The organism is Mucilaginibacter sabulilitoris (assembly GCF_034262375.1).
Lineage (GTDB): Bacteria > Bacteroidota > Bacteroidia > Sphingobacteriales > Sphingobacteriaceae > Mucilaginibacter > Mucilaginibacter sabulilitoris.
The window spans coordinates 3,076,258-3,098,716 of record NZ_CP139558.1; the positions used below are offsets into that span (position 1 = coordinate 3,076,258).

Here is a 22,459-nt window from a genome sequence, read left to right on the forward strand (position 1 = left end):
CCGGAAAGATGAAAACTCGAAATCAATTTTATTTATTGTCCCTTTTGGTTATTGGCGCAGCAATATTGTCCGGCTGTAAAAAGCAGGACGACCTATTAAATACAAAGCCCAACCAGGCGTTAAATGTTCCAACTACATTGAGCGATCTGCAATTGCTGATCAATAATCAAAACGTTTTTAACCGGAACTATCCATCGCTCGGGCTGGTATCGACTGACGATTATTTTGTTGACCCAGGCTTGTGGGCTGGCAGTTTCACAGCAAGCAAAAATGCCTATATATGGGCAAGAGAGCTGTATGCAGCCAACTCAAACGTCGCCGACTGGAACTTTCCCTACCAGGCAGTATATTATGCCAACACCATATTAAATGTCCTGCCATCAATAAAGACGTCGGGCAACCAACAGACACAATATAATACGATAAAGGGATCAGCCTTATTTCATAGGGCAATATCGTTTTATAACCTGGTGCAAGCTTTCGCTATGCCTTATGATTCAGTAACGGCTATTAAGGACTTAGGAATACCGCTGCCCTTAACGCCCGATCTAAACTTTAAGGCCCCCCGGTCAACCGAAAGTCAATGTTATGACCAGATAATAAATGATCTCATTGCGGCAGTTCCCTTATTGCCTGATCAGCCTACGGTTAAAACGATGCCATCAAAGGCGGCGGCCTTTGGTCTTTTGTCACGCATCTACCTGGTCATGGGCAATTATTCCAAATCACTTCAATATTCGACCAGTTGCCTCGGATTATACAGCCAGCTTCAGGACTTTAACAAACTCAACCCCTCAGCTTTCCCGGTATATCCAAATTTTTCACCGGAAGAAATATTTCATGCCAGCATGAACGGTTATGACGAAAACGGTTTTCAGGCCCAGGTTGACAGTAATGTTTACAAATCTTTTAATGATCCGAATGATTTGCGTCTGGCTATATTTTTTTACAACAATGGTGGTGAGATTGAATTCAACAGCCAGTTTGATTACAATAATGCACTTTCAGCACCCATTGCCACAAATGAAATCTTGTTGACAAAAGCAGAATGCGAGGCCAGACTCAATAATGTAGCAGGTGCCATGACCGATCTGAATGCTCTTTTGGTAACCCGGTGGGTTACCGGCACCTATCTTAATTTATCGGCAAGCTCAGCCGACGATGCGCTGCTTCAGATATTAAAAGAACGGCGAAAGGAATTACTATTTACGGGGCTTCGTTGGAGCGACTTAAGGAGGTTAAATAAAGATTCGCGATTTGCGATCACCTTGTACAGAAATATTAATGGAACGATTTATTCACTGCCACCCAATGATCCGCGGTACGCGCTTCCGATACCTGATAATGAAATCAATTTAAATCCCATCCCACAGAACCCACGCTGAAGTAAAGTTAACACGGATTATTATGAAAACGATAACATTGATTTGCCTGCTCATGACGAGCACTGCGATGGCTTTTTGCCAGCGGCAAAGGACAATTTTAACAGGTGATTTTCCGCACCTTAAGAACGGGGACACTGTAAGTTTATTGGTTTACAAGTTTGGGGAATTCCCTTTCAATGCCAAAGAATTACGCAATTCATATTCATCAGCCGTGTCAGATCATCATTTCACTATTAACGTTTCCTTACAAGACAATGGGCCCTATGAATGTCGTTTGATCATCCCGAAACTACGGATAACGCCCAATATATTTATCGTTGAAAAAGGCGACTCGCTTCACGTAACCGGCACAGACATTTCCTTAAATGATGTTACTGGTAAAGGAGCGCTAAAAACTAATGTGTTGCGACAAATGGATGGGATTTGGAATTCGTTGGCTCAGGAAGCTGCAACGAAAAGCCGGCATTTATCGGTTGCATCCGGATTTGAGTTAGTTATTGAAAATTCACAAAAAGCCATAACCCTTTGCAGAAACTATGTAATTAAGCAAAGGAAACTCAATCCTGTAGATCGGAACTTATTAATGGCTTATGCCCAAAACCCCATTTGGGACATTTATGACGTTATTTATTTTGGTGATTACAATTCTAAGCAAAAAGACACCATCCGGAAACAATTAAATGATGTATGGCTCCCTTTCAGAAATAAAAATTTAAAGTCGTCTGATCTAAAATCCATGATTCATGATTACCGTTATGCACAAAACATGATCAAGGACTATTCATTGCGCCAAATAGCTGAAAAACATGATTTTGGCGCATTGAGTGACAACACGGACCTTTGGAAAAAATATCAGTATTTCAAAAAACGCTATACTGGCCTCGTAAGAGAAAAATTGATCGCAGCGTTAATGTTATCCGCACCCAAGTCGAATGATATTGCCATTTGTTACGATGATGCAAAAAAGTTCCTCACCCAAAAGAACTTCAAAACCGCTCTTGATTTGTATTGCCAGTCACTTCCTGGTACTCCAGCTTACAATTTTACACTGCTCGACTCAAACAAAACTGCTCACCATTTGGCAGATTTTAAGGGTAAAGTGCTAATACTTGATTTTTGGTTTACTGGCTGTGGTAATTGCCGGGAACTTACTCCCAAATTAAGAACAGTTGAGGAGCAATTCAAAAATGATCCCAGGGTACTGTTTGTCAGCATAAGTTCAGATAAAAACTTTGAACTTTGGAAGAGCAGTTTGCGCGGAGGCCTTTACACGACGTCCCCGTCAGAATTTAATCTTTATACCGGAGGAAATGGTATGTCTGACCCCTTATATAAAAAAACCAATACCTATAGTGCCCCGACGTTAAAGTTAATTGATGCAAGGGGAAACTGGTGTGAAAACCCAATAGATTGCCGCTTCGACGATGGAAAAGACCTGATTGCAAAGGTCAAAAAAGCGTTAGGTGATTAAGCTGTATTAATTATATTTGAAATAAACATTCCCCTTAATTTATAACGCCCTCTGCCAAAGTGCAAAGGGCGTTATTGCTTTTCGGCCTACCTGTAAACCTGGTTGGTCACAGTTTGATTTGCTGGCATTTGCCCGTTGGTGGGTGGAGTTGCGGTCACAATTGTACAGGCAACATTCTGAACCGTCGACTGACAGCTTTTGTGTGCAGGCGGCGTGGTTTGCCAGATAAAGCTGCTTCCCGACTGTACAGCGTAATAAGTAGTTAAGTTTTTCTTACCTGCATGGTTAAATGCAAATGCGCTGCCAATACTGCCTACTGCAGCCAGTGCCATAAAGGCCATTTTTACACGTTTCATAATGGTATTTATTTAAGTTAAAAATTACCGGTTTTAAAACTCAGGACCAGCTTTAACCTGATTTCGCGCGTGAAATATTTTTTATTTACTGTGAACTTCTAATCTGATAGCTTTTATTAGGCTGATTTTCAACCGTAATTTTTAAAGCAATAATGGCAATGGCAATAAAAAACAGGTTGAACAATAAATGCTGAGGCCAGCTCATCAGCCTGATAATTCCGCCGCAGGTGCACGGCACCATTGGAAATAGGTGCAATAAGATCGCAACGATGTATAAAGTAAATGCCGTCATTAGCCCGACTGTTGCTTTCAGGCCAGTGACCTTGGTCTTGTCTATTGCAAGTAAAATAGCGACTATGATTTCCATTGGCGGTAAAACGAAAACCAGGGCATCGCTAAACCATGAAGGGAATGGCTGGTTGTGCATGGCTCTTTGATAGCCCGCGAAATCAACGTATTTACTAAAACTGGCATAAAGGAGCATCATGAAAATGAGTGCAACCATAATATCTGCAATGAATTCCTTTTTCATGTGAGTCTAATCAAATGGATAATAATGGGAACCCTATTTTATCGGGATTATTGAATCTGAGCAAAAAATGAAGTATACCTGAGTTACCGGTCATAAAGCCCGCCGTCGGTAAATTATCACTGCCTTCCAGCCAATACGGGCTACCATCATTTTGCACCTTTGCGCAGTGGCAAATGAAAGAAGCGATGTGTGTGGCCCTATCCAGCCATTGCGTGTCTTTAAACACCCGGTATGCGTCCAGGTATATTTCCCCCAAACCAGCCAGACCCGTAGATTGACATAGATAGTTGCTTTCAATATGATATGGGTGGCTCAACAATGCGGATACCGCTGCATCCTTGTAGTTGTCATCCTTCAAATGTTCAAATGCCTTAATAAACAGCCAGGCAATACCGCTGAACCCAAACGACATCCAGGGATCAACCGATGGATTTTTTGAGTTAACAGGCCAGACGTGCTGTCCGTTTATTATGCGGCGTTGGTTCAATAGCCAATTCAGGCCTTTTAATGCAGAGCACTTAGCGCTTTCACTATAAGATTTTAGGCCATATTCTAATAGGAAGTAAGTTATTCCTGCGATGCCATAGAAAAGTCCTGAATGTTTCACGCCCTTTTTAGATCCGCTATCCTTTTTAATTAACCATGAGCCATCTTTATTTTGATCAGCAATTAGTCGGTTCGCAATCTCGTCTGCTTTTTTGTTAAATGCCGGGAATTCTAATATTTCGGCACAGACCATTGATGCAAGGCCCTGACCGGCAATACCATCTCCAAGATTCAGCATTTCGTTATTTAAGTCAAGCAGTCGGGCGATAAAATCAAAATTGTTGATATTCTTTTCAACGATGCCATAACGGATGAGCGACGCATAACTGACACAAAATCCTGCTGCACCATTCAACAGACCTGGATCAATATTAATGGTACTTTGTTCGAAATAGCCTATTGCCTTATTTAGGTTTTGGTAAAATATTTCCCGCCCTTTATCCAAATCATAACATTGCTGATCCGCAAGCCCCAGGCAATAAGCTATACCACTGGTTCCGGAATGGAATCCCGGATACCAGGAGTAGCTTTTATATTCATTTGCAATTACCCGGTCTGCAGTTTCTGTTTGCGCATACCAGAGATCATCCTTTCCCAATAACGGATATTTGTAGTATTCGTCCATTGCATTGCTTAGGATAGCTCTGACGGATGCCTTATCCAATTCATTTTCAATTTTCCCTGGCAATAGGTTATTTTCGGTAAGTACTATGGAATAATATACCTCCAGACTGTGCTTAATGGATTCAAGCGAGGGCCTGTTGTCCGGATTTGTTTCCAAACAGGAGCAGATCAAGGCAGCTATTCGCTGATTACCAATATGAAAAATGAAGTCTTGGTAGAATTTCTCATCGCGATTTGTGCCGAACTTGGTCGGTGATAGGCCGGTAAATGAGCGGATAAGCAGCCCGCCGATGCCATAGATGTCATCTGCAATACATGGCACTGCCAGGCGGCTTTGAGCCGGGGACATGTATCCCGGTGTGCCGAGCGTAAAAGCAGGATCAGGTTGCCCTGTATTTAGATCATAACATAGTTCAATGTCGATAGCATACAAAGTGCCACTATCGGAAACCATAAAATTTACGGGACTTAGATCACGATGAACGAATCCGTTACTATGGAATGCGCCAATGATTTCCAGCGTTTTTAGCAGGTAGTTTAAAATTGATATTTTGTTTTCTTTCCGGAGAGCAAACCAAGTAGTTCCTTCCTGTAGGATGTTAAAAATATCATATAGCGAAACGCCGTCAATAAACTCCGTAACAAGGTAGGTGTCTGAACCATCATGAAATAAATCTAAGGCTTTAGGTAAAGGAATATGTGGTGCAAGTTGCTGTTGGGTAGTAAACTGCCATTCCAGCCTGTCTTTGATGGTTCTTCCTACGTCATCAAAACATTGGTTTATCTTTCCTTGCTTTACTAAACACCACTGAATATCAAACCACCTTTTAAAGTATAGGCCTCGGTAAACATTCCCCTTAACATCTCCTTTTAACAGGTTTGCTAAAAAATATTTTTTACGCAGCCATTTTCTATTATACTGCTGAGGTTCAGGATTTATTTTGCCGAAAGGCCATTGGCCAGCTTCTTTCGACTTGGATACGCCTGGATTTTTTTCTGGTATAAATTCACTATAAACGCAACCGCCGACCAGCTTGGCAGTCGGTATGGCAGGCCCCTGAAATTGGTTGGTGATCTGTATCAATTGTTTGGCTACTTCAACCAATTTATTTCCGTCGGCTACCCAAAGGGTAATTATCTTACCAATCTCTTCCTGACCCAATGCGCCATAAAGGATCATGCTATGAACTGCGCTATTCTCAGGAATCATAAATGAAATACCAGGAGCGTCTATTGCAGGTAAGATTGATTCCAGTAACGGTTTCATCTGCTGCCTTACAACAGATATGTATAACAGCCAACCCGGATAATTGAATTCTTCTCCAACATGTAGGTACGGACTCTTATCGCCGTAGGCTATTCCGTAACCATTCAATATTGACCTATAATCAAAAGGCATTATATTGCCAGGCAAAGTTTCCATTTCCACACCAGCAGCAATTTCAGGTACAACTCCTGGATTCTCTTTTAGATGGCTGTTCATAAGCAGGACATTTAACAAGGTTAAAGCTACTGCTCATGCGTATTTAAGATGTATGAAATACCGTATCAAATATTTTTAATACCGTATAAAATATTTAGAGGCCGATCAACGAGTTAGTTGCTAAAAATCAATAAATTTATCATCTGTGATAAATTTGATTCAAAAAGCGCAAACCAGTAAAATTAAAAATCACAGGTCTAATCGAAGTTGACATGCATTTCTTTTTAAAGTGGATTAAGTATTGATTTTTGTAAGAAATCTCAATCGGTCAGTTGAGGTAAATCAATAAGCCAAGCCCTTGTGGAGGCGGCTGAATGTTTCTTTAGTAACGTTCAAATAGGATGCGATTAGATAATGAGGTACACGTTTCAGGATGAAGTTTTCGTGTGTTGCTAAAAAATTGTAGCGGTCTTTTGCTGCCGGGATTCGTAACAGTTTTTCCCGGTACCTGCCTTCAGTATGGCTTTCCAATATCAGCGATATGGCTAATCCCATCATCTCGGGGCTGTTTTCCATGATCTTCTGAATGTGTTTGATTGGAATTGCCAATACCGTCGTCTTTGCGATGGCACTGATATATTCCTCGCTTGCCTGCTGATTAAATACGTTTTGCGGGATAATCAGATCGCCTTCCTGTTTAAACCATGTGGTCATCCGTTCGGCTTCTCCTTCAATAGCACCTCTTACGATACCCGACTGTATAAAATAGATGGCCGCCGCATAATTACCTGGCGACAAAAACGTTTCCTGCGCTTCAAACCTGTTTACCCTGATGCCGTCTGTTAACGAACTGGAGAGCTTTAGCGATAAGGGTTTGAAACGGTTCAGGCGCTGTATAAATGCGGCAGAATCGATCATTTTTTTATAGTTTTTTTTAACAAATAAGCAAAATACCACTGTTCGGGTCAAGTGGCTTGGGGTGGCTACAAAAAAGCCATCCTAACGCAAAAGGCAGATTTTACATTATTTTAAAAATTGCGTCTCTCAATTTTATCACAAGTGATAAAATTAAACTGTAACTTTGCCTAATGGTTAAAATCGATCATACAGCCTTTTTTTGATCCAAAATGAACTGATACCTTTATTTACCAGGAAAACATTATGGCCGCATCTCTCTCAAAACTCAAAGGATTTGTTCAGACTTATTCGGGTTACAATTTTGAGAATGTAACCGCAGCAGAATTCGAAGATCTGAAGGTCTTCGTAACGGATGCGCTGAACACTATTCGCTGGGAAATCGAAACCGAGTTTGAATCCAGTTTGGATGAACGTTCAAAAACTTTGTACATCACGAGCATACAGTCACAGCTGGCTTACCTTGCCTCCGGTGTTAAAGGGTTTTCATCAGAAGATATGCAGGATCATGCCATATCGCCAGTCATGGAATGGTTTATCGACGAAATACACAAGCTGCTTGAACATATCAAAACCTATTTCTCCGCTCATTTTGATGTCAGTTCTGATTTGCCATCGGGATTTGCACATGGCTATAGGATGAGGCACAAACACTTCTTTGAGCAAATCGAGGCTAAGGTATCCCGTTTTGAATTTAGTATGGAACTAAAATCCCTGATAGGGAATTTTATAGAATCAAGCGGCAGCTCAGAAAAGTTTGCGTTAAGAACATGGCTTCAGTTAGATTATTTGATTCTTGCGCTTGGCGTTATTTCAAATTTCTTTGATGACCCACCCACAGCTGACTTGGACCTTGAATTATTAAAACTTTTTATCGGTATAGGCTTTAACAGTATCCAGGTATATGCCTTCTTTATCAAGTACATTGAAAGGATTACTATGGGCGAGGCATCGTTCCAGGAGCAGCAGGAGCAATTATTATATTTACTAAAGGTGTTTCGTCAGGTAAGACAGGAAGCAGTACCGTCCTTTGATCCAAAAGTGCAGCCGCTGAAACTGTCGGTTATTGAAAGTCTTGAGGCTGAGATCGCTTACCTTGAACAAAAAGAAAAGCTGTATTTGCAGAATTTTAAAAGTACCAATCCGGATTCTCCATCGAAATTTTATTTCACCGTGGCTGTTACATTGGCTGAACTGATGTTTTTCTTCAGGGTGATGCTGGAAGTAAAGATGATATTCACCAAGTTCAATTCATACCTCTATGAATTTATTTCAAACCATATCAGGACTGAAAGAGCGGAGAATATCTCTAAAAAGAGTATGCGAAATCACTTTAACAATAAACCTTTCCCGGATCGCGTGGTACAAAATGTAAAAGGCTGGCTGGAGAAAATGATCCATCATATCAACCTCTACTATGATATCTAATTGGCTTTAGTGGCCGGTATTATGAAGGTCTTTCCAATAAATGAATCAGATCGTGCTTTGTCAACAGTCTGACGACTTCATTAAATCTGATATAGTCGAAACCGTCCGTCTCCCTTAATCCCTGCCATCCCTTTTTTACCAGATCATGAAGATTGCTTATATGCATGCTTTGCAGGTTTTCAATACAGTCTGTGCTTAGCTCTAACTGATTTACGGGGATTAATAGCATTTCTTCCATTCCTGTACTTATAAAAAAATTAGCGTGGGTCACCAGTCTTCTGTTACAGGAGGTACGGCTAAGAACCTTCACACAGGGTAAACCAATGCCCACGCATTACGTGGACGATCAGTCTATTACCCCCTTGTGTGTTTATTGAATTTAGCCGATTCCCTGTAACAAGGTTAATAGTGTCGTTATATGTCGTTTTTCTGTCTCTCTTTATTTCATTCTTTATTCTATGACCCAAAGTTAAACATTCCCTCTGTAGTATTTCAACCGCTACAAATCCAAAAAAAGCAAAAATGTGAAACAATTAGGTGACACGTGAATATCCCCCGATTCAAGTACACGTTAATGAAAACCTTTTTCATGGCACTTTTTTCTGTAATCTTAGCCACTTTACATCCAAGGTCTTTTACCTCAAGTTTGTCGCATGTTTTAAAAAATGGTGTTAAAAAATAATTTGAAGTTATGATAATCGAAGAAGCAAAAGCACGCTTAGTGCAACTTGACGAAGACCTGGAATTATTTGATGAAATGGGAATTCCAGCAGGTCAGAGATTGAATGGTAAGCTCAACAGTATCAGGCAGGCAATTGCTGACCTCAAAGCATTGTTAAATCAGAAGCCCTTTTCTTCAACAGATGAGGAAATCGAATTCTTTAAACATGTAAAGCCTCAGTTCATCGCGCGGCATTTATTTGCTATGGATGTTTTTACCATCGAAGCAGGCAAACCGGTTGATACAGCCGAAGTGGTTAAAAGTTATTTTGAACAGGAATTAAAATATATCCGGAAATATTATGACCAGAATAAATTTATGCATCAGTATTACGTGCTTGACGGTACCGAATTGGATGGTTTGTTATTTGTCCGCAATGTTCAGCCGCCAAGCTCGCTGATCCCCGACGTGCAGGGCTTTGATCCTCAATTTTCTACCGCAGGCGATTATATTTTTGCAAGGTTTATAACCAACGAGCGGATACAGGACTTTTTAACGGATCGCTTGTATAGCCCGCAAGAAGCAGAAGCCTTATCCGGCATATCGAAGAGGAGAGTGACGTTAAAGTGGACGGGCGAAGCTATTAACCTGGCGGAAATGGCTTATGGAATCTGGCTGACTGGTCAGGTCAATAATGGCAACGCTGGAATTAGTGAAATTATGGGCTGGCTGGAGATAAACTTTCAGGTAACCATAGGGCGACCATTCAGGAGGTGGCAATCTATCTCCGGCAGGAAGCGAGTAAGCCACGTGAAATATATTGACCAGATGAAAGCCGCCATATTAAAACGTTTGGATGATGAGAACGCGTAAATAAAAGCCGGACTACCGGCTTTTATTTTTTAGTTTTTTTAGCCGTACCGTCCATGAGTTGCATAATGTCCTCATAATTGTAATAAATGATGTGCCCGATCCGCGTGAATTTTAAAGTGCCGTTTGCACGTAAAGTGTGTAAGGTTCCGCCTGATATCTTCAGCATGTTTTTTACCTGGTAACTTTTCAAATATTTCTGCGGTTCTTCGGTTCGTTTGGTTAAAAGCAATTTGAGATCCTGCAACATCGATTGCCGGAATTGTTCCAAATCGTCCTTTGTTATTAGCTCTACTGTCATGTGTTTTTAAATTAAATGAGGGCAAACCTATCTAAACGATTTGACCGTTATGGTGTCCTTTTGGGGTCGTGCCCTCATTTTTTTAGGCGGTTGCTGCTAGTTTCAGCGTACCATTAACTTCAAATAGTTTATCATGCAGTACTTTCATATTGTTGCTGATTTTCCTTTTGGTCATCTTAGCATAGATTTGGGTTGTTCGGATATCCTTATGACCCAGCATCTTGCTTACTGTTTCTATGGGCACGTCATTTTCTAAAGTAATTGTAGTCGCGAAGGTATGGCGGGCAGTGTGGGTGGTCAATAATTTGTTGATGTCGCAAATATCTGCCAGTTCCTTCAGATAAGAATTAAACCGCTGGTTGCTATTGACCGGCAACAATTTATTTTCGTTGACGCAGTAGGGGTGGCGTTTATATTTTTCGATGATCTCCAATGCAATGGGTAATAGGGGTACGGTTTCCTCCGTGCCTGACTTGGCCCGGTCTTTTGTGATCCACACGCCGCCATCGACACCAGTAAAGATATTTTCCGGTTCAAGCGCATACACTGTTTCAAAAGCATAGCCGGTAAAGCAGCAGAAAATATATACATCCCGGACTTCTGCAATCCGCTGGCAGCTGATCTTCTTACTGTACATTTTGATAATCTCGTCCATCTCCAGGTAGTCGCGATCCGGATCTTTGTATGTGCATTTAAAGTTATTGATGGCGCTTTGAGGGATCATGCCTTCGTTTACGGCCTTCGCCATTACTTGTTTTAAAGTTTTGACGTATTTCATGGACGTGTTTTCGTCAATATCCTCCATCAATAGATAATGATAAAAACCTGATGCGAAAGAATATTGGATTTGGTCAAGGTTAATGTCTGTGGCTTTGAACTTCTTTTTCAGGTAGGCTTCCACCTTTCGCTGTAAGCGCTCATAACGCCCCAGTGTTCCTTTTGTTCCCTTGCCTTTGCTTACCTTTTCTGCGAACTCGTCGTTATGCACTTTAAATGCCTGCAACAATGTTGGTTTAGGCTCTGGTTTGAACAGGTAGGTGTCTTTCAGCATCTTAGCGGTGACATCTTCATGTTCTTCACAAAGCAGGTTATAGCACTTTTCCAGCTCCCTGGTTGTATAAGTGATATAGGTGTTTATTGTTGCAGCGTCTTTACATGCTTTAATGGCGAACCCGGTTTCTTCATTCCAGTATTCTGCCCTGATTTTCTTGCCGGATGAGAACTGATCCCTTAATCCATTGAGGGTGATCCGTACATAGATGGGAACCATCCCATCTGAGGTTTGTTTAGCTTTCCAAAGCCAGAACAAGATTGAAAGTTCCTGATTTACTTTCATTTAGCCAGTATTTGAGGTTAAACCATGGCCCCACCACAACCCCAAACTGAACTAATGGCATAATTCGGTATACTAAATTCGGTTTTTTTGACAGTATACCGAATAGTATACCGAACGGCTTAAATCGTTTTGACCCTGACTGAATAAAAAAGTGCCTTAGAAGCCATTTAAAACGAGAAAAGCCATTCTTTTGAATGGCTTTATCTCTCCTTAAATCGGATTTTGTGATCCCGCTGGGATTCGAACCCAGGACCCCAACATTAAAAGTGTTATGCTCTACCAGCTGAGCTACGGAATCAAACTTTTAACTTTTTCGGTTTTGTTACCGTTTCCGTTTAAAGTGGTGCAAATATAGAAGTATTTGAAATAGGGTGCAAGCCTTTTTTGAATTAATTTTAAAGTATTTTTTAAGGTATTCATTGCCAATATACTATATTTTAAAAATTGCAATTTTGCCATCATTGCCTGCAAGCAAAACCAGTTTTCCGACCTTTGACTTACGGCAAACATTAAAACTTGTACCATCAATTTGCTTCCATGTTTTACCTCTATCCATAGTTAGATTGCTGCCGGAGGTGCCGGTTGAAAGAAATATATTATCATCAATGTGTTCTACACATGATTGAAATCCTCCAGGACTTTTAAGAGGGACAGTAAATTTCATATATGGATGAATAGTATACAATGCAGTAGTAGAATCAGTTTTAGTATCTATTGCATAATCGCCACCAACTATTATTCTTGTATTTTTTTCTATCGCTAAAGAAAAGGCGCCTTTGCTACTTTTACCATGAGGAATTGGTAAATCAGCATATTTCCATTTATTGTCATTCGGAGATAAAATAATCATCCTGCTACTTCTGCCACCTGAAACTATATATATTGTTCCATCTTTGCTTAATCGTAAACACGTTCCACTTGCTGCGAACGCAGCCTCACCAGGTAAAGCATTTGGAGCGTTTTTCATTTCTGTCCATGTTTCACCACCATTTTTAGTTTCCAATAACATGAACTTGTTGTTTATAGGATCTCCAAGAATATATCCGTGTCGGTCGTCCATAAAATCCATTGCATCAAAAAAATAAGCTGAATCGATTTTAATATACTTCTCCTGCCAGCTCTTACCTCCATCAACTGTTTTTAGTACTAACGCAGGAGTACCAGAACTCATGATCACAGCCTCTTTATCTGAAAATGCTTCTACATCTCTGAATTCTGATTTTTCATGGCCTTTTACCTGTTGCCACTCCCATGTTTTTCCGGCATTATGAGTTATTGCTATATAGCCATTACTGCCGCTTATCCATGCGGTTTTATCATTTACAACTGATAATCCTCTGATACTTGTTGATTTATTCTGCTGTAAAAGTATTATAGCTTGCGCATTTGTGATTGTCGGACTAAATGAAAAAATGAATAAGATGCTGAAAATGAGTTGACAATTGTTTTTCATTAGAATATGGGATAATTATACTGTTTATCGAAATTAATTTTAAATAAGTCAAGTATCAACAAGTATTCAAGTTTTGAATTATTTAATTACAATTTGACGGATTGACGGAAACAATTATATTTGCACGCTTATTACTTAAGTGGTGTTGGTATTTATATTTAAGAATTATTAGAAGCATTGATTCTTGATTTAAAGAAAACATTAAGAGTAAGCCCGGATGGCGAAATTGGTAAACGTTGCGGTCTCAGAAGCCGTTGAGAATTGTCTCTTGAGAGTTCGAGTCTCTCTTCGGGCACGCCGGATGTGAAGAAAAGGGTCATAAGTCAATTATTGACTTATGACCCTACTTTTGTAAGTAAAAAGCCCAGGTGGCGAAATTGGTAGACGCACCATCTTGAGGGGGTGGCACTCGTAAGGGTGTGGCAGTTCGAATCTGCTCCTGGGCACTTCAAAATTCTGTTTAGTTATTGGTTTTAAACTTCTGTTCATAATACCATTGCGATAAGTATACACCATCACTCCAGCTTAATTTACCATCTGCTGCCAATTGAGCAATTAGTATAGATAATTGATGAAGAATCCCTCCTTTTATATTCTCATCCATCGCTTTTATTGTTTCGATTGCTGCTTTTGCTATAGCATCGGGCTGAGTAACGTTTAAAGTGTTTTCAACCAGTTTTAATTCACATAATAAGATAGGGAGAGATTTTAAGTTTCTCCTTCATTATATCATCTAAGTCGCCGAGAATTAACATAGTCAGAAGGTCTGCTGCCGATGAATCAACAAAAGTTTTAATATTTTCGGTAATTAAAATGCCAATATGTAAAGCGACTTTGATTTCATTTGGCAGTCCAGCAAAAACATTTTCGATTTTATGCCATATTCTTTTTAAAAATGTTCTCAAACTCATGATTTCTTATTGTCTTTAAGTTTGTTTACCTCCTGCTGTAATATGGCTACCCGAGCCGTTATTAAATTCAAATATCCGGTCGGTTTTATTATAGGCTTTTATCATGTTTTGGAGCGCCGGCAAATTAGAATAAATGGTTAACGCGTCGCGCAGGGCTCCTGCCTTAAGGTTGGGAATATCCTGTGCAACCACAGTAATTACAAGTTTAGCGGTTTGGCAAGCCAGGCAATACAGTACCTGTTCAATGGCATAAGTTTTGCCCGAACTGGTGCCTCCCTGATTGACAACCACATGCGCTGCAGACATATAGTTTTGCCAAAAAAGGATGGAGCCACCAATGCCATTGAAAGGCGGGGCGTTGATATCGGTCATCATTATTATTATGAAATTTGTGACTCTAAATGAAGCCAGTTTATAAATTAACTATCAGCAGGTCTGCCTCAGATATAAGAGAAAGACCGAAGGCGAGTATTTATGATATAAATGCCATTTGGCATTTAAGAATACAAATATACTAAAATTGTTAGTTTTGTAAAGAATAAATTTATTATTTTGAGTTGCCATAATAATTAATACGAACCTTAAGCGGGGAGGGGGACAACTTAAGTAATATGGTTTAAAATGTAACCTCTTTTTCGCTGCCTGCGGGGAGCGGGTCGCTATTTACAATTTCAACTTTCAGTGTATTATCGGTTTTATCACTTGGTTTGCTTGTTGTCGGTTTATCGTTCCATCCCATGGTTTTAAGCGCAAATATAACTCCCGTTGGGGTTTGATAAAACCGAGCTTCGTAAGCCGCTTCTATGCGCAGGCGGGCCCTTTTTAGTATATTGGCGTGTTTCCCCGACTCTTCATAGGCTTCAAATTCCTGTTTGCTGGCAAAGCAGGAACAGTGCCATCCCCGCGATGGTTGCGGGCTCGCCATCCAATATTTTTTGTTCGCTTGCGATCTTTGCTTTTGTTTTAGCTGTTTTTTGTTCGGTAGGGTACTTGCCTTCAATATACAGAAAATACCTGTTGATATGTTTGGTCAGCACCGAAGCCGACTTCAAATAATATTGCTGAGCTTTCATTATGATTTAAATGACAATTGGAATAATTAGATCAAATATAGAGAATATATTTAATTATTGCTAATTTTTTTGGTAAAATATTTTTAATGAGTAATGCCATGTCTGGAGAATCCCTGATGACCGATAATTACAGTGTTTTGAAATAGGGGTATAGATTTATATAAAATAAGGGAGAATTATTTTCTATTTAAATAGAAAATAATTACATTTGTGTATGGATAAAGAAATTAAAAGCCATGGGTTAAGCAGTGCTAAGCGTGCTGCTTCCCGCCCTTATGTAATGCCCGAAACCGAAGCTATGCTAATGGCAAATGATCTTTTAATGCCTTATGAAACCTATTTTAAATCGCCACTGGCTAAGCTGGGTGCAATAAAGAAGGGATTGAGCTCTGATGCCATTACCGATTTACTGCGGGTTACCGGCGCCACACAAATTGATATAGCCAGGTGGCTTGATATTACCGAGCCAACCCTGCGTAAACACATACAGGGTTCACGAGAATTAAATCGTGGCCTAAGCGAACACATTATACAGCTTTTTGAGCTTTTTGATAAAGGGATTGATACTTTTGGCTCTCTTGATGAATTTAAAAGCTGGCTTAAGCATTATAACCCCGGTATTGATGCTATTCCTTTTGATTTGCTTGATACGCTTACCGGTATAAGCATTGTATTAAATCAACTTATCCGTATTGATTACGGTGTATTAGCTTAATTTGTTGTGAATGATGCGTTTTGAGTGACGGGTTTGAAATTTGCAAACTTATCACTTTTAATATTACTTACAACTCAATACCCATTACCGATTTGAATGTTTACCGAATAAGTCAAACCAAATATGCCCATGATCGGAAAGGATCAGGAATTGACGGGCGGTGGAATTCGATGGGGCAATATATAATTTACACAGGTGGTTCACTCGCGCTTTCTTGCCTTGAGAAACTGGCACATACTCCCGGTACGTCATTATATAGCGGCGATTTCTCAGTTGCTATAATAACTATACCAGATTCACTGCCTGTTTTTGAAATTACTACCACGCGGCTGGCAAAACTTAATGCCAACTGGTACAAGGTGATCAATTATCCCATAACCCAGCTTTTGGGCGATACCTGGCTGCGAAAAATGGAAACCGCCGTTTTAAAAGTACCCTCGGCTATTATAGATATGGAATATAATTATTTGCTTAACCAGGCCCATCCCGATTATGAAAAAATAAAGATTAGCAGTGTAAGTAAATTTACTTTTGATCCACGGTTAAAGGCCCGGTAACAGCATCACAAAAAACAGATCGATTATTAATTGGTTATTGATTGCAATTAATAACTCTTTGGTTATTTTAGCAATATTATAATGCGCATAAAAAAAATATTTGTTTTAGGTTTTGCTTTCACAGCTTTATTACTTAGTAATACAAAACTTTATGCGCAGGATAAACGATATATTCCGTTAGGGCATGCCAAGTTCAAAGATACGCTTGTAGTGGCCCATCCCGATACTACTTTTGAGAAAGACTTGTTTGATGTAATAAAGTCGGTATTTGATAAAAATTATAAGGAAAGCAAGGCCGATTCCATAACTACAAAACCGGTAATATCTATTGTGCCGGCGGTAGGGTACACTTTACAAACTGATTTGGCCGGAACTTTATCAGGTAACGTGGTTTTTCGAACGGCGCCGAACACACGCATATCCACCATTACTGCTAATCCGGCTTATACACAAAAAAAACAGGTGATTATTCCGTTACAGTCAAATATATGGACAAAAGATAACCAATATGATTTTATCGGCGATTTCAGGTTTTATAAGTACCCTCAAAGCAGTTTTGGTTTAGGCAGTAATTCCGACAGAGCCAATGAAAATCCGCTTGATTATAGTTTTTTCCGATTTTATGAAACCGTATTAAGACATATAACGGGTAATTTCTACGCCGGTTTGGGCTATATTTTTGATGACCGCTGGAACATGTCTGAAAAAGGGCAGGCGAATGGCGAAATTTCTGATTTTAAAAAGTATGGGCCGGTAAAGAAATCCATCTCTACAGGTATAACATTCAGCGCACTGTTTGATAGCAGGGACAATTCCATAAACGCGTCGCGAGGATTTTATACTTCGTTGCAGTACCGGGATAATTATACCTTTTTGGGTAGTACAACTGCCTGGCGCTCCCTGATTATTGATATACGCAAGTATTATAAATTCCCTGAACATTCAGATAATGTGCTGGCCTTTTGGTCGTACAACTGGTTAATACTCAATGGCCGGCCGGCCTATCTTGATTTGCCGGCAACAGGTCACGATCCGGGTAATACAACAGGCAGGGGATATATACAAGGCCGGTTCCGTGGCGCGCAGATGGTATATTTGGAAAGCGAGTACCGTTTTAAGATAACCCGTAACGGATTGTTGGGTGGTGTGGCATTTATAAACGCCCAGTCTTTTTCGGCTGCACCAGGTACACGGTTGCAAAATATTCAACCGGCTTTTGGTCCTGGCTTGCGTATAAAGCTTAACAAGGTATCAAAAACCAATATAGCTATTGATTACGGCTTTGGCCGCGAAGGTTCAAGAGGGCTGTTCATAAATGTTGGCGAAGTTTTTTAAACGATAATTTTATCTTAATTGTATTGTCGAAACACTGTACTCAATTATTAAGAGACCGAATTAATTTTAAGAGTAACACCTTGATTACTACAATTATTGGGCAATTGTAAAAAAGTGTTAAATATTTATTAATTTCCATGTGAGAGAAATTTTTTTAATTATTTATTATTAGCTTTAGCCATGTAATTGCCTATGAACAGTATTCGGTTTACTAAGTGGCTCATTTCCTTTGTTTTACTCTTCTCGGTAATGATATCATCATGCCAAAAAGATGAGAATGTAAAGGATATGGATGTTGTTAAACAAACAGCTATTACCGATAGTGTGTCTACACTGAGCATTATCAATACCCCGGGCAATTTTTTAGCTGGCAAAGGCACTCTGAAAGTTACTATAGAAGATTCTACCTATACTTTTGATGCAGCTACAGATTCGGTAGCATTTATCAATGTGAATAATGGCGACAATAAATATTTTGGAATTACAGCCATTAATAAAGCACACACTATGAGCTTTGGTATCAGCTCAATAGGCTTTGCATCATCTGATACTGAAAATAAAGTGGCTGGTAGTCAGTTCCTTTTTCATATGGATGATAAAAAGCCTGTACTTCAATACACATTAAGCAAATACACCGACCAAGACGATTCTGGCAAAATAAGCCTTGAGAAGTATAACGATGAAAACCTGATCGCTAAAGGTACTTTTACTACTTTTTTAGCTAAGGACGATAAGGTTAATTCACCATTTTATCCTGTTGAGGGTAGTTTTGAACTACAACTCAAATAACGTATTTGGTTTTATCCATAAGGGATCCTGATTTTTTAATAATCTTAGTTAGTCTGTACTGCGTAATTTTAAGGTAAAAAAGACTACTGTGTTCATCATTTGCCAAGGCATCCGCCAAAATGCGCTCATTTTTTTGTACCTTTATGCAAATTTTAAAGACATTGATGAAAGTATTTATTGCAGGGCTTCCTTTAGAAGTAGATGAGGCTGAATTAACAGCAGTTTTTGGTGATTTTGGGCCGGTTAAGTCGCTTAGAATTATTAAAGACCGCGAAACAAAAGAGAGTAAGGGTTTTGGGTTTGTGGAGATGGTTAATGATGACGAAGCGAAAGAAGCGATAAGGTGTATGAACGGAGCGAGTTATTATGGCCGTAGAATTACCGTTAACGTGGCCGAAGACAAAGGTCCAGGCTTTAACGGCGGCGGTAAAGGTGGTTTTAGACGTAACTAATAAATTAAAAAAATTATTCTTTTTTGAATATATAAGCCGGCTTTTGCCCGGCTTTTTTTGTGGTGTTATTTCTGTAAAGATTTAATGATTTAAACCATAAAGTTAATAGGCTTGCATTATACCGGAATTGTCTGTATTAAACATATTTAATAAATAATCAAGTCTTGAATTAAGTTCGTTTAGGGGAATTTCGCCATTGTTAAATGCCGTGGTGAGCCGATCAAGTTCCTGGGCGATATTTGGCATTTCTGTCCCTTCAATATGGTTGAATTTGTTAAGTTGGTGATTTTCCAAGGCGTTAATTTTGTATTCAGCAGTAGTGAGCTGGTACAGCTGTTGTACGTCATTGGTGTATAAGTGATCGCTAACTTTATCTTCCTGTTGCTTATTAAATGCAACTAAAAGTATGGCTACAATAATAGTAGCGATTATAAACATCATAATAGGTTCCATCATCTTAGTTATTATAATTTAGGGTTGCCTTAACACCGGGGGATGGTGTTTTTGGCGGTTTATTAAAATAAATATATAAGTATTATATTATATACGTAAGCATAGTGTTGATAAAATGGACAAATGTTGATAAATATTTAGTTTTGATACATTAAGCCGTAATGCAGTAACCTATTCGCAGCTTTTTTAGGTTTGCTGTATGTTAAATCATATTTTAAAACCTATAATATATGCAGTTAATTAATAAGCAGAATCTTAATGTTTAAAGCCTTTTTTCATAGCAGTAAAATCTTAAACCCTGCCTGAATCCAAGGTTAATTTCTCCCGCATAAATGTATCCCAGTTTTGGAAATAATTTTTGAGTAGCTTCATTGTTTGTATTGGTGTCAATACGCAGCGTTTTTATGTTTCGGTTCCGGGCTTCTTGTTCGGCTTGTTGTAGTAATGCCTTTGCTATGCCGAGGCCTCTATATTGAGGACTTACGGCAAGGCGATGAGTGACTATTGCAATTTCGGTAAGATCCCAGCCTACCTGCGCATATTCGATTTCCTGGTCGGTTGTAATGGCGCTGATGCCTGCAATGTGCCCCTCTACTTCGGCAACCCAAAGCTGGCCCTTGTTGATGTCATCGGTAAAAACAACTGCATTTGGGTAATTACTGTCCCACTGTAAATTGCCGGATGCTATCATAGCCGGCACAACCTCAGCAATGAGTAGCATAATCTGCGGAACATCTGTTAGGGTAGCTTGTTTGATGAGCATCATATAAATTGGAAACCCAAATGAAAAAAAAGCGGAGTTTTATGCTATTGTATTTTACAAGTATGTCTTTATTTCTTGCGATAAGCTGTTGATCAGGGTATTAATTCGTATGTTAAAGGCGAGTATGTTGATTTCAAGTCAAGTGTTTTTGATTCGCTTAGACACTTTATATGGCCTCATCTTTAATTGTACTATGATTACCCATATCATTAAAAGCAGGAGAGAATAAAATGCAATATTCTGCAGCATATTTCCAACGCTGAAATAGTCGCTTATAAAATGTAGTGCTTTAACCAGCATGCTATTTTAATGGGGTAAAGTATACAAATATACATAATAAACTGTTTTACAAACATTTGTGTATTAAATAATAAATATTGGTGTGTTTTAATGAAATAGTCCATATTATACAAGTTGTGTTACCTTGTAAAAAGGCCAACTTATCGTCTGATTAATAGTTAAGGGCGATAAATTAATGATTATGCTTCTTGTGGATGTCTTTTACAAGGCATAATTTTTTGATGTCGACAATCTTAATAATAAAAGGAGCGTATTTAAGCCGACTGCCAATCATTTCGGTGGTATTATCAGAGTGGGCAACTACTTCGTCGGCATTGTCGCCTGCCAGCAGCCGTTTGTACATGCGATATTCACCCCATTCTATGTAGTATACTTCGCCGGGCAGTATTTTTTTATCATGTATTACTTTAAGAGCCACCCAGCAGCCGTTTTCGAGATAAGGGTACATAGAATGCCCCCAAACAGGCAATGCAAAATCACAATCCTCAATTCCCGGAAAGTTCATACGGCCAACCGGCATAGAATCATTAATATCATTATATACTTCTACGCCAGAGGCAGTAGCTGAAATTTCATACATCGGAATACCAGCTTCTGCTTTATTTGTTGTAGTATTTTCTTGATTTATGCTTGTATTTTTGCCATCAATTAGATCGCTGTATTTTTCTTTAAATATTCTAAGTTTTTCCGGATCGATGTTTTGTCTGCTCTTTATAATTTCGGTAATTGAGCTTGGCGAATTAAAACCTAGTACCTCTGCCAGTTGTGCATTTCCGGTAAAGGCTTTTCCCTTCAGTTGATTGTAAAGTATAATAAATTCCAGTGTCTCGGGACGAATGATCTTGATTTTATTTGATTTCGGGGCTTCATTCATGATGAAATTTATTTAAAGTTTATTCTTGATTGCAATAAAGATATTTCTGTGTGCTTGTCTTGTTGATTTTACTAAAATAGCACTTATTTTGATAAGATCAAACTTTTTTAATACAGAATATAAAGAATATGTATTACAGAAATAAGCTAAATCATGTACATAGCTTACTCCGCTTTAAACGCACAACAATCTGCAAATGACGCTGATGATCATAACAGCAATACAATCCTGGCAAATCATGAACCGCTGCTGCGTTACCAGGCCTATCAGGCAACAGTTAGAAAGTATAGTAAAGAAATTGAAGCGATACAGAAATATCTGCCTGACTGGATGTCGGCTTTCAGATAGCACATGCTAAACACCTTAGTAGTAAACAAGGCTTACAACACTTAAAAATCAAATACAATGATAAAAATTGCACAAAAATTAAAAGATCAATTATGGTGGCTCATCATTTCTGTAGATTATGATTACAGCCGCATAGCCATTGCCGACCATGACCTTACTGATGAAACACTTACCCTTTGGCTGGAAGACAAGCATGATTTCAAAAACTCACTTGATGAATGCCTGCAGCTTGATATTAAAGCGCGGGAGTTTGCCAAAATAATAAAAGCGGAAAATTTTAACAGTTATGAGGGTAGTAAAATGCATCCTACCAAAAACTTCGTATATAAAGCCCGTATTGAAATAAATGCGCCTTTAAAGTGGTACCAGGAAGATGCCGTGGTAATTGAGCAGCAGTGGGCGAGGGAGGCAGTTTTAAAAACTATCCTTGCGCAACTGGTAGAAACGGAAGCTGCGTGTACTTATGAATAAGTTCTTTTTGTCGCTTGATGGTATGTCAAATGGCATATTATTCATTTATTTATCTTCAAGAAATCTGTGTCATTGTAAGCAATAAAGCAATGACACAGAGGCTTTTCAATAATTTAG

General features: G+C 39.1%; 27 protein-coding genes and 3 tRNA genes. 13 read left to right on the top strand and 17 right to left on the bottom strand.

The genetic code is table 11. From position 1 onward, the window contains the following. The first annotated feature begins 8 nt into the window (after positions 1–8). Together SNE25_RS13270 and SNE25_RS13275 are read left to right on the top strand one after the other, a co-directional pair. Positions 9–1,385 (top strand): RagB/SusD family nutrient uptake outer membrane protein, encoded by a 1,377-nt coding sequence (locus SNE25_RS13270; RefSeq protein WP_321565585.1) that lies wholly within the window; start codon positions 9–11, stop codon positions 1,383–1,385. Between the two features lie 22 nt (positions 1,386–1,407). Then, positions 1,408–2,856, top strand: coding sequence for a TlpA family protein disulfide reductase (locus tag SNE25_RS13275; RefSeq protein WP_321565586.1), 1,449 nt, complete (start codon positions 1,408–1,410; stop codon positions 2,854–2,856). A gap of 86 nt (positions 2,857–2,942) precedes the next feature. Here SNE25_RS13275 and SNE25_RS13280 read toward each other — a convergent pair whose 3' ends face one another. From SNE25_RS13280 to SNE25_RS13295, 4 genes are all read right to left on the bottom strand, one after another. Continuing rightward, complete coding sequence (locus SNE25_RS13280; protein ID WP_321565587.1) at positions 2,943–3,212, bottom strand: DUF6520 family protein; 270 nt, start codon at positions 3,210–3,212, stop codon at positions 2,943–2,945. A gap of 85 nt (positions 3,213–3,297) precedes the next feature. Then, the gene (locus tag SNE25_RS13285; protein ID WP_321565588.1) at positions 3,298–3,744 is read right to left on the bottom strand and encodes a MauE/DoxX family redox-associated membrane protein; all 447 of its coding nucleotides are present in this window, start codon (positions 3,742–3,744) and stop codon (positions 3,298–3,300) included. A 10-nt stretch (positions 3,745–3,754) separates the two neighbouring features. Then, positions 3,755–6,397, bottom strand: coding sequence for a lanthionine synthetase LanC family protein (locus SNE25_RS13290; protein ID WP_321565589.1), 2,643 nt, complete (start codon positions 6,395–6,397; stop codon positions 3,755–3,757). 282 nt (positions 6,398–6,679) lie between these two features. After that, positions 6,680–7,255, bottom strand: a complete 576-nt coding sequence (locus SNE25_RS13295) for a Crp/Fnr family transcriptional regulator (protein WP_321565590.1) — start codon at positions 7,253–7,255, stop codon at positions 6,680–6,682. 243 nt (positions 7,256–7,498) lie between these two features. Between SNE25_RS13295 and SNE25_RS13300 the strand changes: the two genes are divergently transcribed. Continuing rightward, positions 7,499–8,680 (top strand): hypothetical protein, encoded by a 1,182-nt coding sequence (locus SNE25_RS13300; protein ID WP_321565591.1) that lies wholly within the window; start codon positions 7,499–7,501, stop codon positions 8,678–8,680. Positions 8,681–8,699: 19 nt separating this feature from the next. Here SNE25_RS13300 and SNE25_RS13305 read toward each other — a convergent pair whose 3' ends face one another. Further along, positions 8,700–8,918 (bottom strand): DNA-directed RNA polymerase subunit alpha C-terminal domain-containing protein, encoded by a 219-nt coding sequence (locus SNE25_RS13305; protein WP_321565592.1) that lies wholly within the window; start codon positions 8,916–8,918, stop codon positions 8,700–8,702. A gap of 453 nt (positions 8,919–9,371) precedes the next feature. Here SNE25_RS13305 and SNE25_RS13310 point away from each other — a divergent pair, with 453 nt between their 5' ends. Further along, entirely contained in the window at positions 9,372–10,214 is an 843-nt protein-coding gene (locus SNE25_RS13310) for an RteC domain-containing protein (RefSeq protein ID WP_321565593.1), read from the top strand. Between the two features lie 22 nt (positions 10,215–10,236). Here the strand turns inward: SNE25_RS13310 and SNE25_RS13315 are convergent, their stop codons facing one another. From SNE25_RS13315 to SNE25_RS13330, 4 genes are all read right to left on the bottom strand, one after another. Then, positions 10,237–10,512 (bottom strand): DNA-binding protein, encoded by a 276-nt coding sequence (locus SNE25_RS13315; RefSeq protein ID WP_321565594.1) that lies wholly within the window; start codon positions 10,510–10,512, stop codon positions 10,237–10,239. Between the two features lie 82 nt (positions 10,513–10,594). After that, positions 10,595–11,848 carry a site-specific integrase gene (locus tag SNE25_RS13320; protein ID WP_321565595.1) on the bottom strand — a complete coding sequence of 418 codons (1,254 nt, stop codon included), beginning with the start codon at positions 11,846–11,848 and terminating at the stop codon, positions 10,595–10,597. A 225-nt stretch (positions 11,849–12,073) separates the two neighbouring features. Further along, positions 12,074–12,146: transfer RNA gene (locus SNE25_RS13325), tRNA-Lys, on the bottom strand. A 132-nt stretch (positions 12,147–12,278) separates the two neighbouring features. Next, positions 12,279–13,301 carry a WD40/YVTN/BNR-like repeat-containing protein gene (locus SNE25_RS13330; protein WP_321565596.1) on the bottom strand — a complete coding sequence of 341 codons (1,023 nt, stop codon included), beginning with the start codon at positions 13,299–13,301 and terminating at the stop codon, positions 12,279–12,281. A gap of 211 nt (positions 13,302–13,512) precedes the next feature. Here SNE25_RS13330 and SNE25_RS13335 point away from each other — a divergent pair. Together SNE25_RS13335 and SNE25_RS13340 are read left to right on the top strand one after the other, a co-directional pair. Continuing rightward, positions 13,513–13,596, top strand: a tRNA-Leu gene (locus SNE25_RS13335). A 67-nt stretch (positions 13,597–13,663) separates the two neighbouring features. After that, a tRNA-Leu gene (locus tag SNE25_RS13340) sits at positions 13,664–13,747 on the top strand. A 14-nt stretch (positions 13,748–13,761) separates the two neighbouring features. On the opposite strand, the gene SNE25_RS13345 is transcribed toward SNE25_RS13340, so the two are convergent. The 5 genes from SNE25_RS13345 to SNE25_RS13365 all read right to left on the bottom strand — a co-directional run bounded on the left by SNE25_RS13345 (position 13,762) and on the right by SNE25_RS13365 (position 15,285). Beyond that, positions 13,762–13,905 (bottom strand): hypothetical protein, encoded by a 144-nt coding sequence (locus tag SNE25_RS13345; protein ID WP_321565597.1) that lies wholly within the window; start codon positions 13,903–13,905, stop codon positions 13,762–13,764. 79 nt (positions 13,906–13,984) lie between these two features. Beyond that, the gene (locus SNE25_RS13350; protein WP_321565598.1) at positions 13,985–14,212 is read right to left on the bottom strand and encodes a hypothetical protein; all 228 of its coding nucleotides are present in this window, start codon (positions 14,210–14,212) and stop codon (positions 13,985–13,987) included. Positions 14,213–14,227: 15 nt separating this feature from the next. Further along, complete coding sequence (locus tag SNE25_RS13355) at positions 14,228–14,587, bottom strand: hypothetical protein (protein WP_321565599.1); 360 nt, start codon at positions 14,585–14,587, stop codon at positions 14,228–14,230. Positions 14,588–14,828: 241 nt separating this feature from the next. After that, entirely contained in the window at positions 14,829–15,137 is a 309-nt protein-coding gene (locus tag SNE25_RS13360; RefSeq protein WP_321565600.1) for a hypothetical protein, read from the bottom strand. Then, entirely contained in the window at positions 15,073–15,285 is a 213-nt protein-coding gene (locus tag SNE25_RS13365; protein ID WP_321565601.1) for a hypothetical protein, read from the bottom strand. Before SNE25_RS13365 ends, SNE25_RS13360 begins: the two co-directional genes overlap by 65 nt. Positions 15,286–15,499: 214 nt before the next feature. Here SNE25_RS13365 and SNE25_RS13370 point away from each other — a divergent pair, with 214 nt between their 5' ends. The 5 genes from SNE25_RS13370 to SNE25_RS13390 all read left to right on the top strand — a co-directional run bounded on the left by SNE25_RS13370 (position 15,500) and on the right by SNE25_RS13390 (position 19,133). Further along, positions 15,500–16,000, top strand: a complete 501-nt coding sequence (locus SNE25_RS13370; protein WP_321565602.1) for an antitoxin Xre/MbcA/ParS toxin-binding domain-containing protein — start codon at positions 15,500–15,502, stop codon at positions 15,998–16,000. 92 nt (positions 16,001–16,092) lie between these two features. Further along, the gene (locus SNE25_RS13375) at positions 16,093–16,557 is read left to right on the top strand and encodes an RES family NAD+ phosphorylase (RefSeq protein WP_321565603.1); all 465 of its coding nucleotides are present in this window, start codon (positions 16,093–16,095) and stop codon (positions 16,555–16,557) included. An 81-nt stretch (positions 16,558–16,638) separates the two neighbouring features. Continuing rightward, positions 16,639–17,892, top strand: coding sequence for a BamA/TamA family outer membrane protein (locus SNE25_RS13380; RefSeq protein ID WP_321565604.1), 1,254 nt, complete (start codon positions 16,639–16,641; stop codon positions 17,890–17,892). 192 nt (positions 17,893–18,084) lie between these two features. After that, positions 18,085–18,681 carry a hypothetical protein gene (locus SNE25_RS13385; RefSeq protein ID WP_321565605.1) on the top strand — a complete coding sequence of 199 codons (597 nt, stop codon included), beginning with the start codon at positions 18,085–18,087 and terminating at the stop codon, positions 18,679–18,681. A 164-nt stretch (positions 18,682–18,845) separates the two neighbouring features. Beyond that, entirely contained in the window at positions 18,846–19,133 is a 288-nt protein-coding gene (locus tag SNE25_RS13390; protein ID WP_321565606.1) for an RNA recognition motif domain-containing protein, read from the top strand. Positions 19,134–19,235: 102 nt separating this feature from the next. Here SNE25_RS13390 and SNE25_RS13395 read toward each other — a convergent pair whose 3' ends face one another. The 3 genes from SNE25_RS13395 to SNE25_RS13405 form a co-directional block, all read right to left on the bottom strand. Then, positions 19,236–19,589, bottom strand: a complete 354-nt coding sequence (locus SNE25_RS13395) for a hypothetical protein (RefSeq protein WP_321565607.1) — start codon at positions 19,587–19,589, stop codon at positions 19,236–19,238. Positions 19,590–19,848: 259 nt separating this feature from the next. Continuing rightward, a complete protein-coding gene (locus SNE25_RS13400) occupies positions 19,849–20,352 on the bottom strand; it encodes a GNAT family N-acetyltransferase (protein ID WP_321565608.1) in 504 nt (167 codons plus the stop codon). Positions 20,353–20,821: 469 nt separating this feature from the next. Further along, entirely contained in the window at positions 20,822–21,523 is a 702-nt protein-coding gene (locus SNE25_RS13405; RefSeq protein WP_321565609.1) for a S24 family peptidase, read from the bottom strand. 153 nt (positions 21,524–21,676) lie between these two features. On the opposite strand from SNE25_RS13405, the gene SNE25_RS13410 reads away from it, so the two are divergent. Together SNE25_RS13410 and SNE25_RS13415 are read left to right on the top strand one after the other, a co-directional pair. Beyond that, complete coding sequence (locus SNE25_RS13410) at positions 21,677–21,871, top strand: hypothetical protein (RefSeq protein WP_321565610.1); 195 nt, start codon at positions 21,677–21,679, stop codon at positions 21,869–21,871. Positions 21,872–21,928: 57 nt separating this feature from the next. Next, positions 21,929–22,342, top strand: coding sequence for a hypothetical protein (locus tag SNE25_RS13415; protein ID WP_321565611.1), 414 nt, complete (start codon positions 21,929–21,931; stop codon positions 22,340–22,342). Positions 22,343–22,459 lie beyond the last annotated feature (117 nt).